Origin of the sequence: Agrobacterium sp. OT33 (assembly GCF_017313365.1) — a bacterium.
Classification (GTDB): domain Bacteria; phylum Pseudomonadota; class Alphaproteobacteria; order Rhizobiales; family Rhizobiaceae; genus Agrobacterium; species Agrobacterium rhizogenes_A.
Map to the genome: position 1 here is coordinate 18,877 of NZ_JAFLMZ010000006.1, position 15,709 is coordinate 34,585.

Genomic DNA, 15,709 nt, shown 5'->3' on the forward strand with positions numbered 1-15,709 from the left:
CGGCACCGTCGGGCCGCGAAATCTCACTCGATGAAAATCCGCACGCTCGAGGCGCGGCCGTCGGCATCGATCACCGTGAGGGTGGAAAACCCTTGCCCCTCGGGTCGCCACTCGCTGTTGCGGCGATGGGAAGCGTCGGGCAGAGGCATGCCATTCGCGAGCCAGCGGAAGGGAGCACGCCCGCCTTGCAGCTTCAGCACCAGCGGTGAAATGCCCGACTGGCCGGAAAGCTCAACCCTTGCTCCTTCCGGCGGATAAACGATACGCGGGGCGCTTTCGCGTCTCGAGGCCGAAAGCAGGCCGCTTGCGGTCATGGTGAAACGCCGCTGGTTGGCGGGAAGGTCGGTGACGGCAACGCGCGCCACACCGGAGGGTGCGCCGGGCATCGGCGTGATTGCCACACCGGATTTTGCGAAGGCCTCGAACAGGATCGGGGCCGCTGTCGCGTAACCGGCAATGCCCGGCACCGCGCCATTATCAGCCCGGCCGACCCAGACGCCGATCACGTGCCGCCCGTCATAACCCACCGACCAGGCATCGCGGTAGCCGTAACTCGTGCCTGTCTTGTAGGCGATGCCACGCTGTTTCATACCGAGCGGCGGCAGCACGCCGGAGAGTATGTCGGAGACATTCCAGATCGCGGCATCGGAAAACAGCCGGTCACCGGCAAGGCGCTCAGGGACTGAGCGGACGCCGTCGCCCAACCGCACGGGATCACCGCTGCCGGTTAGCCCGGCATAAAGCTGCACCAGATCAACAAGCGAAATACCCGCGCCGCCAAGCGCAATGGCAAGTCCGGGCGCCTCGCTTGACGGCAGCACCAGCCGGACGCCCGCCCGCCGGAACCGCACCATCAGCGCCGATGGGCTGACGGCATCCAGCAGCTTGACGGCGGGTACGTTGAGCGACAGTTGCAGGGCCTGCCGGATGCTCACATCGCCCTGATAATGCATATCGAAATTGCGCGGCCGATAACCGGAAAAATCCGCCGGGCGATCCTCGATGATGGTTTCCTGCCCGACAAGACCGTCTTCAAAGGCAAGGCCATAGATGAACGGCTTCAGGGTGGAGCCCGGCGAGCGCACCGCCCGGCTCATCTCGACGAAACCACGCCTTGCCGTGTCGAGATAATCCGCCGAGCCGACCTCCGCCAGAATATCACCGGTCTGCGCGTCGGCCATGAGGATCGCGACGGAAACCTTGTCGCCTAGCTTTTCCGCCGCATGGCGGGCAACCCCCTCGAGCTCCCGCTGGATCGGCAGTTTCAGCGTCGAGCGCGCCTCTGTGGTATTCGGAAATTTCGCCCGCGCGGCGACGGCCATATGCGGCGCATAGGCCGGCAGGTCGCGCCGGCTGGCGGGCACGGCGGAAAGAGACGCCCGCTCCGCTTCCCCTTCCCCCACCACGCGTTCGACGGCAAGCCGTTGCAGCACCCGCTCGCGCGCCTGCCTTGCCGCTTCCGGAAAACGGTCCGGACGACGTTTCTCCGGCAGCTGCGGCAGCGCCACCATCAGGGCCGCCTCCGCCGTATCGAGCCGGCCCGGTTCCTTGCCGAACCAGGCGAGGCTTGCGGCCCTGACGCCTTCGAGATTGCCGCCATAGGGCGCGATATTCAGATAGAGATCGAGGATATCAGCTTTGTCGAGCCGTCTTTCGATCTGGAGCGCCCGCATGGCCTGCAGCAATTTTGCCGAGAATGAGCGGTCGGCACGCGGCTCGATCAACCGCGCCACCTGCATGGAAAGAGTCGAAGCGCCGGAGACGATCCGGCCGTTGCTGGCCAGTTGCCAGGCGGAGCGCATAAGCGCCCATGGGTCGACCCCGTGATGATCGTAGAACCGCTGGTCCTCATAAGCGACCAGCATGCGCAGGAACTGCGGATCGACCTCGGCTGCAGTCGTTTTCAGCCGCCAGCGGCCATCCGCTGTCGCAAAGGCGCGCAACAGCTTGCCGTCGCGATCCAGCACCTCGAAGGATCGTTGCTGCGCAGCCTCCAGCGGCGGCGGATAGGCCTTGTCCAGTGCATCAAGACCGAAGGCCGCGCCGCCGAGAAGCAGCGCGGCTGACACGATGCCGACGATGATCGCCTTGCGTCGCCTCATGGGGTTGCCGAGCGCACCTCCATGCGGCCGGTTGCCGTGCGGGCGGCAAATTGCGGCCGGTACATATCTTCAACCGAGGCTGCCGGATGGTCATAGGTGCCCGGAGTAACGGCGCGGACGACATAGGCAAGCGTGATCTCCGAACTGTCGCCGGCCGAGCGGTCGAAGGCCGCCACGAAGCGGTCGTAGCGGAATTCGGTATGGGCCGCTTCCGTTTCCGGCAACCAGTCGAAATTCGAAAGCGCTGCCGAATTGACGAGGCTCGGATTGTCGATTTCGAAACCGGAGGGCAAGAGATCCGTCACGAGAATGCGCGACTGCCAGTTATTTTGCGGCACCACGTTCAGCACCGCGACATAACGCTCGTTTTGCGTGACCTCGCTCGGGTTCACCTCCTCGCCATCCATGGAGTAATAGGTGCGAGTGATGGTGAAGCCTTCGCCGCCCGCCGCAAGCGGTTGCGCCGGCGGCGCGACCGTGGTGACAACAGCCGTGACCGGATCGGCCGAGGCATTGGCGATCTTCAAGGGAGCTGCCAGCAATTCATCGCCGCTCATCCGCTTGCCGAAACCGCCGGTCTGCAGGTCGCCGTTCACGTCGAGGCGAATATCCTTGTCCTCGCCTTTGACGGCACGGGCGGCCAGCAGCATCCAGGCCTGTTCCTGCGTGCTGGTGTATGGCTTCTTTTCCCATTCCTTGGCCACCGCACCGGCAAGCTGCGGCACGACGGCCGGAACCGGGCGGCTTTCGGCCGCAAGCGCCAGCGTCGCCGCGCCATCGCGCAGCGCAGAGCCGTAGTCCGCGCGCGAGAAGCTGACATTGGTGGCACGGCTTGCCATATCGAGCGAAGCGCCGAACACGGCCTTCGAACGGGCCTGATCGCCATAAAGCGAAAGGGCGGCGGCAACCTGCGCCTTGGCGAGCGGCGTCGGGAAATCGGCAAGCGCCGTATCGGCGTAATAACGCAGATCGTTGATCGCCGCCTTGCGGTTGCGCGCCAGCACATAAAGCGAATAGGCGATCTCGTTGCCACGATCCTTGACGTTGCTGTCATAGGAAAGACCGTTCTGCAGGTTGTTCAGCGCCTGCACCATGGCCGCTTCGGGAACATCGTAATTCTGCTCGCGTGCCCGTGTCAGGAAGTCGCTGATATAGGCATCGAGCCACAGATCGCCGTAACCCGGCGACCAGAGGCCGAAACTGCCGGAACTGGACTGGAAGGACAGCACCCGGTAAATCGCCTCCTGCACCCGCTTGCGGGTATCGGGGTCTTCGGCCATGCCACTATCCTTCGTCAGCTCCGAAAGGTAGAGCAACGGCAAAGCGCGGCTCGTCGTCTGCTCGGCGCAGCCGTAAGGATATTTGTCCAGCATCATCACCAACGCCGGAATATCAAAGGCGGGCGAGCGCGTGACATTAACCGCGACGGAGGAGCCGAGCAGCATGCTGTCGGCCAGAAGATCGCCATTGATCGTCAGGCTGCTATTGGGCGCAATCTTGATTTCGCGCCGCGTTGTGACGGGCAGAACGGCCGGGCGCACCGGAACATTCAGAACCTGCTCCAGCGAGACACCGGCAGTATTGGAAACCTTGATGGTGATTGCGCCATTGCCGGGCTGTTCGCCCGTCAGCGGAACGGTCAGCGACGACTTTCCGCCCTTTTGCAGCGCCAATGTCTGCGACATCTCGCCCTGATCGACCGTCAGGGCCGTGTTGCTTGTCACGTCCAGCCGGTAATCGCCGGCCTCGCCATCGGTATTGGCGATATCGAGCCGCAATTGCGAGACATCGCCGGGCGCGAGGAATTTCGGCGCGCTGGCCGTGACCACGACGGGATCGCGGATGACGGCATCGGAAACCGCGTGGCCAACACCCGTTTTCGTCCAGGCCACCGCCATGATGCGGGCAGTACCGTTGAACTGCGGAATATCGAAGCTCACCGTCGCCTTGCCGTTAGCGTCGAGTTCGACCGGACCGGCAAAGAAGGCCACCAGCTTTTCGGTGGGCGGGCTGCCCTGAAGGGCCGCCCCGCCGCCGTCACCGCCCGTGCGCAGGCGGCCGGTGGCGCCAAGCGAACCGTCAATCAGGCGGCCATAGAGATCGCGGATTTCCAGCCCCAGCCGGCGCTGGCCGAAATACCATTCATCCGGCTTCGGCGGCTCATAGCGGGTGAGGTTCAGGATGCCGACATCCACGGCCGCAACGATGGCATAGGCCTTTTCGCCGACACCAGCGCCCGCAACCGTGATCGGAATTTCAAGCGGCTGCCGCGGCAGCGTCTTCTGCGGCGCGCCGAGGGTGACGGCAAGCTTGCGCTCGGCCGGATCGACGGCAAGCCATTTGATGCCGATGGCGCGCATCGGCATGCGGCTTTCCTGCGCATCGCCGGGCCGGAACAGCGTGGCCGTGACGTAAGCGCCCGCACCCCATTCTTCGGTGACCGGAATGTCGATCTCGCCGCCATCCGCGCCGATCTCGACATTCTGAACGGAAATCAGCTTCTCGGAACCGGACGTGATCATCAGCTCGCCGGCAAAACGGGAGGAAACCTTGAGTTTTGCCGTATCACCGATCTTGTAGCTCTGTTTGTCCAGCGCGATTTCCAGCGCATCCGGCGTTTCGGTCGAGCTTGCCTCGACATAAAAACCGGCATCGAATTCAACGCTGGAAACCGGTGCGCCATTGCCGGCACCCTCCACTTCCAGCCGGTAGCGGCCCCAGGTGACGGGCACGGAAATCTCGCCGCCATTGGCATCGACGGACAAGCTGCCGGCTTCCTGCTGCTTGGTATATTCCACCGGCTCATAACGCCAGGAATTGCCCTGACGATACCATTGATAGTTGCGCTCGACCTTGATGAGCTTCCAGTTGAGGCCGCTCATCGCCTGTTTCACGCCATCGGCATCAACGCCGATGATGTGGAAACGGCCGACGGAATTCTGGGCGAGGTCGCCCGAAAATTGCGGCTTGATGCCGATGACAGAGGCTTCCGCCTTGATAGGCAGCGTCAGCGAGCGCTCCACGGCACGCCCACCCGCCTCCTGCATGCGCACGGTGATGTTGGCGGAAAGAAGCTGCGTGGTGGAGGGCAGGTCGGTCAGATCGACATTGAAGCTCGCCTTGCCCTCTTCGTCCAGAACCGGCAGATCGGCAAGCGTGGTGCGGTTTTCCTCTTCGCTTTCCTCATCGGCCAGACCAAAGAAATAACCTTCGAAATTGGCGCTGGTGCGCGTCGGCTTGATGGCGACCTCGCCTTCCAGCGTCAGGCCGGCAGCGGGCGCGCCATAGAGATAACGGCCATCGACGTCGATTGCCGTTTCCGCAGCCGGGTCGATCTGTTTTGCCTTGCTGGAAAGATCGAACTCGGTGCGATCAGGCACGAAATCATCGACGAGGAAGCTCTTTTCGCTGATGGCAGCCGTCTTCGGGTCGGTATGGATGCGCAGCGTCCAGGTGCCGCGCATGGCATTTGCCTGCAACGGCAGATCAACCGCATGGCCGCCCAGCGCCTTGCCGTCGCTGACGAAACGCCGGTCCTCGACACCGTCAGGGCGCGAGAAGATGAAGGTGAGCGGCAGATCCTCAATTGCCTTGCCATCGACATCGCGGGCAAGCGCTGCGGCATGCACGGTCTCGCCGGCGCGGTAGATACCGCGCTCGGTCCAGCTGAACACATCGATCGCACCGGGTGCTGCACGTCCCGTCACGCCACGATCCGAGAGGTCGAAGCCGGCGCGGGTCATGTCGAGGAACACATAGTCCTTGTCGCCGTTGCGCGCCGTCAGGATTGCCGGTGCCTGCGCGGCGGTGCCGCGCATCAGGCCGGCGGAAAATACCGCGCGGCCGTCCACATCGGTCTTTGCGGTGCCAAGCACCTCGTTATTCTTGGCGAGCAGTTGCAAATCCACGTCCGCGAGCGGCTTCGCGCTGCCGAGTGCACGGACAAAGACGTTGAGCCCGTCGGTTCCGGCATAGGTGGTGATGCCGGTATCGGAGACCAGGAACCATTGCGTGGCGCGCGAGTCCCAGGTTTCCGGCGCGGTGCCGGGCGGCACGGCGGTCAGCACATAGATGCCGGGCTTGCGCTCCGGCAAGGCCTCATCCACCGGGAAGCTCGTCACCACATCCTTGTTGAGGTCGGGCTGGATATCGATCGAGCCTTGCCAGACGAGTTCGCCGATCTCGTTTTCGATGCGGTCGGCATTGTAGCCGTCCATCTGCGTCAGAAACTGCGAATTCGCGAGCAGCGAGGTGATGTTGCGGTCACCGACGCGATAGAGCTTCAGATCGGCCTTGTCGGCATTAACAGAGACAATGGGGATGCCGCGGCGCGCCGTGCCCGGCAGGACGAAATTCTCACCCGTGAAGCGCACGGTGGCGGCACGGTCGCGCACGTAAATGTCGAGGTCGACCTGCTTTTCCAGCGGCTCGTCCACCGAAGACGGCAGGCCGGCGCGAAACGCGATCTTGTAACGCTGGCCATGAGTCAGGCCTTCCACACAAATTTCGCTGCCCTTCGCCTCGATGGCCTTTGGCGCTGCCCCATCCAGCGTGATGAAGGAGGAATAATCGACGCCGTTCTTCACCAGCGGTTCGGAAAACTGCACGCAGGCGCGCGGGCTGACGCTATCCGTATCCACCGTATTGTTGATGATGCGGAACCCCTGACGCGCGCGCAGGTCGACATAAGCCGCCCTGGTCTGCGCATTGTCGGTGAGCGCAAGGCTCTCCTTATAGGCACTGAGCGCTGCGCGATAATTCTGGGTTCTTTCGAAAGCCTTCGCCAGCCGGTTCAGGGCCTCGGTACGGGCGCTGACCGTGCGGCTCAGCTGATAGGCGTTGATGGCGGCGGACGCCGCCTGCCCGGCAATCGAATAATTATCAGTGACCTGCGCCGCCTTTTCCGACAGTTCGGCCCAGAGAGCGCCGTCATCAGGTGTGATCGCAAGGGCCTGCTTGTAGGTCGAGACCGCATTGGGAACATTGCCCGCGGCTGCCTGCTGCCGCGCCGTCTGCACGAGGGCTTCCACGCCCTGTCCGCCCTCACCGTCATTTGCCGCGAGGCCGGATTTCAGCCGGCGGGCTTCCTGCTGCAGGCTGTCCGTGACGAAGGACAGGCGCTGCGGTGCGCCGATATCGGCTTCCGTGGCCACCTCGACGATCTTGCCGGCAACTGCGCCGGGGAAGGCATTCAGCTGATTGAAATCCGATTTGAGGAAGCACCATTTCACCTTGGGATTGTAGGTGAAGGCCTTGCAGGCGGTATCGCCCACGCAAATCTCGCCGCATTGTTCCAGCGAGACATTCTGCTCCGTTCGAAGATCGAAGCCGAAATAATCGCCGTTTTGGGTGGTAACGACCTTGCGGGATGGCTCCGCCGCCATGGCCGGCGGAAAAATGAGGGCGGTTGTGACCGCAACCAGCGAAATCCGGACGAGCGCGCGCAACGACATCAGTATTCTCCCCGCAACAGACATGTCGGGCGGGACTCTGGTCAAATCCACGCATGGTTGTCAACGCATCTTCGTCAATTCACAACATGACAATCGATACGGGCGGGCGGACGGGAAGATTAGTCTTCTATTTTGCGCGCTTCGGAAATCAGCATGATCGGCACGCCGTCACGGATCGGATAGGCAAGCCTTGCGCTCTCGGAGACGAGTTCATTGCGGGCGCGGTCATAGGAAAGGCGCCCCTTCGTCAGGGGACAGACCAGCAGCTCCAGCAGCTTCGGATCGACATTGCTCATCCTGTCGTCCATGGCGGCGATCCTATTGCAGCACGTTGCCGCCCTCACCCGATCCTTGGGCAAGGACGATCTCGGTGATGGCGATCAATGTTTCGGCCCGCGTCTTCAGATCAGGCGCTTCCAGGAGCGCCTGTTTTTCCGCCGGCCCGAAGGGAGACATCATGGAAAGCGAATTGACGAGAACACGGTTGCCCGCCCTTTCCACACTTTCCCAATCGGCCTCCAGCTGGTTGGCATCCAGAAACGCCCGGAAAACCCGCAGCAGGTTTTCCCGGTCCACCGCTTCTTCATCATATTCACCGGAGAGATCGGCGATGAAAGGCGCATGACGGAAGTTGCGATAGGGCTTGCCGGCCTCCACCTCTTCCAGCAGGCGGAAACGACATACCCCGGTGAGCGAGATGATGTAGCGGCCATCGCCGGTTTCGGAAAAGGAGGTAATGCGGCCGAGACATCCGACCGCGCTCAGAGGTCCGCCCTCAAGCCCTGCCTCTATGACGTGAAGGGCCGGCTGCACCATGCCGATGAGCCGGTGGCCCGCCAGCGCCGTGTCGATCATGGCAAGATATCGCGGCTCGAAAATATTGAGCGGAAGATGGCCCTCCGGCAGGAGCAGCGCGCCCGGCAGGGGAAAGACCGGCACGGTTTCCGGCAGGTCGTCGTTCTTCATATATCTCGCATTTCCGACGTGCATGGGATCAAGCCCCCTGTTCACTGCTGCCCGGCCGGCGGATCGACCGCCATGGCCGGGATATGCCCGCATTACGAAAACAGTATCGCCGAAAGCTTCCGGCGGCCAGCGACGGTTGCCGGATCCTTGAAGCCCCAGGCCTCGAAAAATTCCAGAAGCTGGCGGCGCGCGCCGTCATCGTCGAAGGTCCGGTCCTTGCGCATGACGTAGAGCAGATGGTCCGCCGCCTCATCACGCCGCCCCTGTGCATTCAGCACCTTGGCAAGCTTCACCCGCGCCTCGTGATGATCGGGATTGAGCGCCAGATCGCTTTCCAGCGCCACCGGGTCGCCGATCTTCCGGGCTTCCTCATATTGAGCGATCTTTTTCGAAACGAGCTGAATACCCGCATCTTCACCCAGTTCCGCAGGCAGGGAAGAGAGCAGTTCGCTGGCCCGCTCATATTGACCGGCAGCGATCATGCATTCGGCAATACCGGCAATTGCCCCCGGATTTTCCGGATCGGTCTGCATGACGGCGCCGAACAGCTGTGCTGCGCCGTTAAAATCGCCATCCGCCAGAAGCTGCTTCGCCTCGGTCAGAATGGCCTCGATCTCGGCTTTCGGATCGCCCGCGTCAGGCCCGGCAATCTTGTCGATGAACTGCTTGATCTGGCTTTCCGGCACAGCGCCCATGAAACCGTCCACCGGCCGGCCATCGGCAAAGGCGACGATGGCGGGAATGGACTGGATGCCGAGCTGGCCCGGAATGGACGGGTGATCGTCGATGTTCAGCTTCACGAGCTTCACACGGCCATTCGCCTCATTGACAACCTTTTCCAGCACCGGCGTCAGCTGCTTGCACGGACCGCACCAGGGCGCCCAGAAATCCACCAGAACCGGCTGGCGGCGCGATTCCTCGAGAACATCCCTGGAGAAGGCAGCCGTCGTGGTGTCCTTGATGTGACCGGAGGCCGCACCGTTCAGATCCCCGCTATATTGCGCGCTCGCAGACATCTGTCCGCCATAGGAACTGCCGTAAGGATTGTTCGTGCCGCTCATGCCGGTCTCCCGTAATCTCTGTCGTATTGTCTTGGTTGAAGCAAAGATCGTATCTCACTCGCTGACTTTCAAGACAAGCGGCGCATGTCCGGTCGCCTCGAGAAAGCGAATAAGATCCTTCGACGCGATCGTCGTGGTCTGGTCGTTGGAAAGCGGATGGCCATTGACCAGTTCGTTTTCCAGAAGGCCACTATCAAGCACGAAGGTGACCTGCCGGCCGGTGTCGTTGATAGCACCGAATACCGTCACCGATCCCGGCACCACGCCCAGATATTCGAGCATTTTTTCCGGCCTGCCGAAAGAAACGCGGCTTGCGGCACCTATCGTCTTGTGAACGCTCTTGAGATCAACGACCGCGTTTTCCTCGACAGTCAGAACGAAATATTGATCCTTTTTGTCCTTCACGAAAAGATTCTTCGTGTGACCTCCGGGAATGAGATCGCGCAGCGACTGGGATTCAGCGACGGTAAATACCGGCTCATGCTGTTTGGTGGTGTGGGAAATGCCGAGCCCGTCCAGAAACCCGAACAGATCCGTTGCCGTCTTGGGAGAATTCTCCGCCATATTCTGCCGCCCGCCTTTGCCGATTTCGATATCACTACATTCCTGATTAAGGGCGCAACCGGCGCTTGGCAACGCACGAAAAAACAGGAGGATGAAAAACTCTCAATCATTTCCGCCGCTTGTCGCATTTTTCAAAGAAATTTTCGCGTTTTTGTCATTTCCCTGTTGCATTCCAAAATCGATTGAGCGATATAGCGCCCGTCGCCGCAACACGGCGGACCACGGTTCAGCGAACTACCCCGGACCGGTGGATTTGAGCGGGTGTAGCTCAGGGGTAGAGCACAACCTTGCCAAGGTTGGGGTCGAGGGTTCAAATCCCTTCGCCCGCTCCAAATTTTCCAGAAACAGATTTCCAGTAAGACACGCGCCTTTTATGGCGGATCGTGTCGCGTTTGCAAACTTCATCGCTCACTACCGCTCCTGCAGCAGAGCAGACGTGAAATTATCGCGCGTGCGGAACTTATATCATGAATGGCCGTTTCAGACGCGAGGCTCCCAACCTCGGTTCCCTCTGAATTGCCCGCCCTGAGCGGGCATTTTTTTGCAACGAACGCCGTGTAGAATAACACAGTCTCCTGTACATCATCCCACGACCAAAACCGACGTCTCAATCGAATGCGGCTGAAAACACCTGTTCGAATCAGCCCGAAATGCGCTGTTCTGGGAACATCGCCTCCTGCCAGCGCGGCATCCGAAACGCAGGAAAGCCCGTCAGGCCCGGCTATTCGCCGTTAAATTGGCGAAGGCAGCCGTCCACGGCAACAATATGCTCGCCATGATCTTGCCATAATTCAATCAATGTGCTTTTGTTCACCCGCCCTTGTGGGAGGGGGTAGAGGTTGAGACCCGCTGGCTGCATTTTGGCAGTAAGCGGGTTTCCCTTTTTTTGGCGACCGCCAATCGCAGGGATGCCACGAGAGGCTTTTGCGTACCTTCGCAGACACACAAAGACACGGGCAGGCACTCGCCGTTTTTCTCGATATGTTGGATGAAAATGGTAGCGGGAGAGGGACTTGAACCCCCGACACGCGGATTATGATTCCGCTGCTCTAACCACCTGAGCTACCCCGCCACAGGGGAAACGTGACAGTCATGTGACTGGCCGCTCCATCAGGATGTGCGGCTTATAAGGTGCCGCTCCCCAAAGTGTCAAGCGCAAGATGCGCAAAAAATTCGCTTTCCACGAGAGCGGGGATAACAAGGCGTGCGAGCGGTTTTCGTGTGAAATCCCGCCCGCATTCTTTCATTGAGATCGCATTTGAGATTTCAGGCCGAACGGACCTGAAATCTCCATGATCCGGCGGCGAAACCTGCGTGGTTCAGGCCGCGACCGGCTTTTCCAGAAGCGCCTTGAGAGAAGCTTCCGCTTCCGCCGAACGTTCCGAACGTTCAATGAAGCCACCGCCCCAGACGCGGGCGTCAGCACCAGGTGCGGAATAGAGCACGCAGGCCTGGCCGGGGGCAACACCGGCCTCGCCGGTCATCAGATCGACATAGATGCCGTTTTCGTCGGCATGCAGCATCGCTTCCGTCGGTGGGCGTGTGGAGCGCACCTTGGCAAAGCAGGCAAAGCCCTTGCCGGCGTCAGTCGCCAGTTCGGCATCGCCCAGCCAGTTCATGTCACGAAGATAGACCCGGCGGGTTTCCAGCGCCTCGCGCGGGCCGACAATGACCCGGCGCCCCCGTGCATCGAGGTGCACCACGTAAAGCGGCTCGCCCGTCGCAACGCCAATACCGCGGCGCTGGCCGATTGTATAATGCACGATGCCATCGTGGCGGCCGAGCACGCGCCCGTCGAGATGCACGATATCGCCCGCCAGAGCCGCATTCGGCTTCAGCTTGTTGATGATATCGGTATATTTGCCCTGCGGCACGAAACAGATGTCCTGACTGTCGGCCTTTTTGGCCACGACAAGCCCCATATCTTCCGCCAGCGCCCGCGTTTCGGCCTTGGAGAGGCCGCCAAGCGGAAAGCGCAGATAGTCGATCTGCTCCTGCGTGGTTGCAAACAGGAACCAGCTCTGGTCACGGTCGCTGTCAATCGGCCGATAAAGCGCACGCCGCCCCGGCTGGCCGGAAACGGGATTGGGGCGCGAGCGGATGTAATGGCCGGTCGCCAGCGCATCGGCGCCCAGTTCCTGCGCGGTGGCAAGCAGATCGGCGAATTTTACCGTCTGGTTGCAGGCCACGCAGGGGATCGGCGTTTCGCCCATCGCATAGGCTTCGGCAAAGGGATTGATGACGGTTTCACGAAACCGCGCTTCATAATCCAGCACGTAGTGGGGAATACCGAGCGTTTCGCAGACCCTGCGCGCATCGTCGATATCCTGCCCCGCGCAACAGGAGCCGGCGCGGTGCACGGCAGCGCCGTGGTCATAAAGCTGGAGCGTAATGCCGAGGACATCATAGCCCTCGCGCTTGAGGATACCGGCCACCACGGAAGAATCGACGCCACCGGACATGGCGACAACGATCCGGGTATCTTCCGGCCTCTTGTCAAAATCGAGCGTATTCACGTTTTTTCCCATCGTCAGTCATAACGGGGGTAAAGGCCCCGCCGCCTGTCGGTCATCCGCAACGCGGGCATCAGCCGAAAATCGGACTGTTCTGGCTCACTATCCTGCGGATTTAAGGGCTGCATATAGAAAGGAATGGCCGCGCACGCAAGTACGGGGCGGAAAACCGCCCCGCAAAGCCACCAGATTCGGGCTGGGACCGGCCGTCAGGCGCCGGCCGTCTTCTGGCCGCTGCTGCCGAACCACCTGTCGCGCTCCCGCCACAGGGCTGGCAGGGCCAGCAATCCGATAGCGGTGAAGGCAATCAGCGTCTTATTGAGCTGCGACAGCTCCGCCGTGCGGCCATCCAGATAATAGACGCCATAAACGATCGCCACGTGCCAGACATAGACCTGCAGCGAATGGCGGCCGAGCAATTGCAGGAACTTCAGCGACAGCACCCAGATGACGCCTTCGGCAATGGAGCGCACGAGCGGGCGGTGGTGCTTCGGCCCTGCTATCACCAGCCATGTCAGGCCAACGCCGACGGCGAGGAAGTTGATGAGATAGACCGGGCCGAAATCGGCGCGGATTTCCATGGTGGAAAATTTGCCCATCATGAATTCCGGCATCAGGCCCCAGGCGGTGGCGATGCGCAGCGGCATGAAGAACAGGCAGATGACGAGCGCCGCCTTCGGCAGCCAGGTATGCTCAGGCGAGAAGATCGCCTTCCACGGAATGCGGTTCTGCGCCGTCATCGCGCCCATCACCAGCGCGGAATAGAACACCAGCTGCCAGCCGAGCAGGTTGAAGCTGACGCGGATACCCTGCTCGTCCGCACCCTTGACGAGTTCGTTGAGCGGGACCGTCACGATCTGCTGCAGGCCAAGCTGGCCCGCCATCCAGACCAGCAGGGAGCCGGCCATGACATAGGCCCACTTGCCATCCAGGCAGAGCTTCACCAGCACCGGCGCAAAGATCATGTAGACGATATATTGCGGCAGAATATCCATGAAAGTCGGCTGGAACAGGAAGGCCGCAATGGCGGCAAGACGCAGGGGATCGTCAAACGAGGTCATGCCCAGCCAGTTGTACCAGATATAGGGTGCATGCGGGATGACCATGCGGAAGAACAGCACGGCGATGACAAGACCCATCGCATAGCGATAAAGCTCCATTGCCCGGTTCCAGATCATCTGCTTGCCGGCATCATAGCCGTATTTCATCATCTTGCGCGCATAGACCATGCCGATCAGCAGGCCGGACAGGAACACGAAGCCCTGCGCGTCCTCGACAAAGGCAAACTGCCGGTGATTGATCTCCACCAGCCAGAAGCCGCCGGCAAACACCAGATGGTTGATCAGCATGAAAACGAGGAAGTAACCACGCATCCCGTCGATCAGGTCAAAGCGTTTCATCTCGATAGCTCTCCGTTCTCGCAGGGCCTGCATTGCCCGGCCACCCAGCCCGGCTTGGGAGGGGCCGGGGATTGGATTGTCAACGCTGTTTTGCGCCTGAGGTTCCCTTTCCAAAGCGGTTTAGAACCGGCGCGAAAAGTCACATTGACGTGTATACCCCGTGGTTAGGACGTCGGGACTGAATGTCGGATGAATGAAAAAAGGCAATTCGGTGGAGTATCCGAGCCATGCGCCGACGGGATACCTCCCGCAAAAGAGCGCAAACCCCTGCATGGCAGGGCAAAGCACGGATCATCATCTTTCGAGGCGAGAGATATCACCCGTTAGATTTATCAGTCGTTTTTTTCACCGCTGATCCGCTTTCATTTACCCATGACCGAACCGCGCTGACAAACGAAAGCCCGGAGGTCATCAAACCTCCGGGCTATTTCGTCAATAAAGGTCAGTCCGGTTGTCTCAGGCCGCGGCCTGAATGGCGGCCACCTGCCAGTTGTCATTGCCGGGGCGGCGCACGAAGGTCCACATTTCCACCGCTTCGGACGGATGCTGTTCGTCACCCTCGATCACCTTGCCGGAGGTACGGTCACGCATCACGTCGATGGCGGAGTAGCGCATTGCCACCGTTGCGTAATCCTGCCCCTCTTCGTGCCAGGCTTCCGCGACATCGCCCTGCAGCAGCGTCACGTCGCGCACGTCGTTCTTCACACCGCTCGTGGCGTTGTCGCTCAGTTCCTCGGCCAGATAGGACATGGCTTCCGGCGTCGTCAGCTTGCGCAACGTGCCATAATCCTCGGCGGCATAAGCAGCCTGCACGTCCTCCAGCATTTTCTGGAAGATTTCGAGGTCACCCTGGGTGATACCGATTTCATCACCTTCCGACATGGCATTGGCATGAGGAGCCGGCTTCGCCGCAGCGGCTGTGGCCGCCGCCGCACCACCGGCAGCACCCGCCAGTGCGCCGATCTTCGGAATCTTGAACGAAGACGCGGAAGCGCCTGCCTGCGAGCCGCCATTAAAGGACGAACCGGAGTGATCCGTGCGCTGCGATCCGCCAGCCGCACCATAAGCGGGCTGGCCCTGACGGCGCGATGCGAAGAAACGCATGGCGAGCATGACCAGAAGGCCGATCAGCGCCACCTGCAGCAGCATGCCGAAGAAACCGGCCATACCACCAAAACCGCCACCCATGAGCATGCCGAACAGACCGCCCATCAACAGGCCGCCCATCAAGCCACCCATCATACCGCCGAACAGGCCGCGGTTCTGCTGCGGCGCCTGTGCGCCCGGACGGGCCGGCTGGGCTGCGCCAGGCGCGGCCTGATTGGTGTTCGGCGTCATGCTGCGGTTGATCGGCGCGGTCTGGCCGGGTGCGGTGCTGGTCGAAGGCGGAGCGGAATAGGTCCGCGTGCCGCGGCTGCCGAAGCCACCGCTCGCACGGCGTGCCTCTGCCATATCAACCGCCACGAAAGACACCGCGATACCAAGTGCGGCGACTGCGAACAAACCCTTGAAGCGCCGAAAGGCAGCAAACATCGTTATCTCCTGTTGGCCGCCCTCCCATGAGCGGCATGTCAGCAGGCGATATAGCAACTCATGATCATCATTTTTAGAGCACCTGCCTTAAATTTTTTGTGATATGCAACCAAAACG

General features: G+C 61.2%; 9 protein-coding genes and 2 tRNA genes. 1 reads left to right on the forward strand and 10 read right to left on the reverse strand.

The window, feature by feature from the left end; translation table 11 throughout:
- Positions 1 to 23 precede the first annotated feature (23 nt).
- From pbpC to JZX88_RS15145, 6 genes are all read right to left on the reverse strand, one after another.
- Positions 24 to 2,102, reverse strand: a complete 2,079-nt coding sequence (gene pbpC, locus JZX88_RS15120) for a penicillin-binding protein 1C (protein ID WP_206914063.1) — start codon at positions 2,100 to 2,102, stop codon at positions 24 to 26.
- Positions 2,099 to 7,555, reverse strand: coding sequence for an alpha-2-macroglobulin family protein (locus tag JZX88_RS15125; RefSeq protein ID WP_206914064.1), 5,457 nt, complete (start codon positions 7,553 to 7,555; stop codon positions 2,099 to 2,101). The genes pbpC and JZX88_RS15125 overlap by 4 nt, the downstream gene beginning before the upstream one ends.
- 119 nt (positions 7,556 to 7,674) lie before the next feature.
- Complete coding sequence (locus JZX88_RS15130; RefSeq protein WP_065117419.1) at positions 7,675 to 7,863, reverse strand: Trm112 family protein; 189 nt, start codon at positions 7,861 to 7,863, stop codon at positions 7,675 to 7,677.
- Positions 7,864 to 7,873: 10 nt separating this feature from the next.
- The gene (locus JZX88_RS15135; protein WP_174034657.1) at positions 7,874 to 8,545 is read right to left on the reverse strand and encodes an LON peptidase substrate-binding domain-containing protein; all 672 of its coding nucleotides are present in this window, start codon (positions 8,543 to 8,545) and stop codon (positions 7,874 to 7,876) included.
- A gap of 68 nt (positions 8,546 to 8,613) precedes the next feature.
- Positions 8,614 to 9,582, reverse strand: coding sequence for a thioredoxin (trxA, locus tag JZX88_RS15140; protein WP_206914065.1), 969 nt, complete (start codon positions 9,580 to 9,582; stop codon positions 8,614 to 8,616).
- Between the two features lie 54 nt (positions 9,583 to 9,636).
- A complete protein-coding gene (locus JZX88_RS15145) occupies positions 9,637 to 10,146 on the reverse strand; it encodes a prolyl-tRNA synthetase associated domain-containing protein (RefSeq protein WP_065117416.1) in 510 nt (169 codons plus the stop codon).
- Positions 10,147 to 10,403: 257 nt separating this feature from the next.
- Between JZX88_RS15145 and JZX88_RS15150 the strand changes: the two genes are divergently transcribed.
- Positions 10,404 to 10,478 (forward strand) — tRNA-Gly (locus JZX88_RS15150).
- Between the two features lie 663 nt (positions 10,479 to 11,141).
- On the opposite strand, the gene JZX88_RS15155 is transcribed toward JZX88_RS15150, so the two are convergent.
- The 4 genes from JZX88_RS15155 to JZX88_RS15170 all read right to left on the reverse strand — a co-directional run bounded on the left by JZX88_RS15155 (position 11,142) and on the right by JZX88_RS15170 (position 15,592).
- A tRNA-Met gene (locus JZX88_RS15155) sits at positions 11,142 to 11,218 on the reverse strand.
- A gap of 247 nt (positions 11,219 to 11,465) precedes the next feature.
- Positions 11,466 to 12,662: a tRNA 2-thiouridine(34) synthase MnmA gene (gene mnmA, locus JZX88_RS15160; RefSeq protein WP_142856269.1), complete on the reverse strand. Its 1,197-nt coding sequence runs from the start codon at positions 12,660 to 12,662 to the stop codon at positions 11,466 to 11,468.
- 206 nt (positions 12,663 to 12,868) lie between these two features.
- Positions 12,869 to 14,059, reverse strand: a complete 1,191-nt coding sequence (locus JZX88_RS15165; RefSeq protein WP_065117414.1) for an OpgC family protein — start codon at positions 14,057 to 14,059, stop codon at positions 12,869 to 12,871.
- A 456-nt stretch (positions 14,060 to 14,515) separates the two neighbouring features.
- Positions 14,516 to 15,592 (reverse strand): Tim44 domain-containing protein, encoded by a 1,077-nt coding sequence (locus tag JZX88_RS15170; RefSeq protein ID WP_065117413.1) that lies wholly within the window; start codon positions 15,590 to 15,592, stop codon positions 14,516 to 14,518.
- Positions 15,593 to 15,709: the final 117 nt, after the last annotated feature.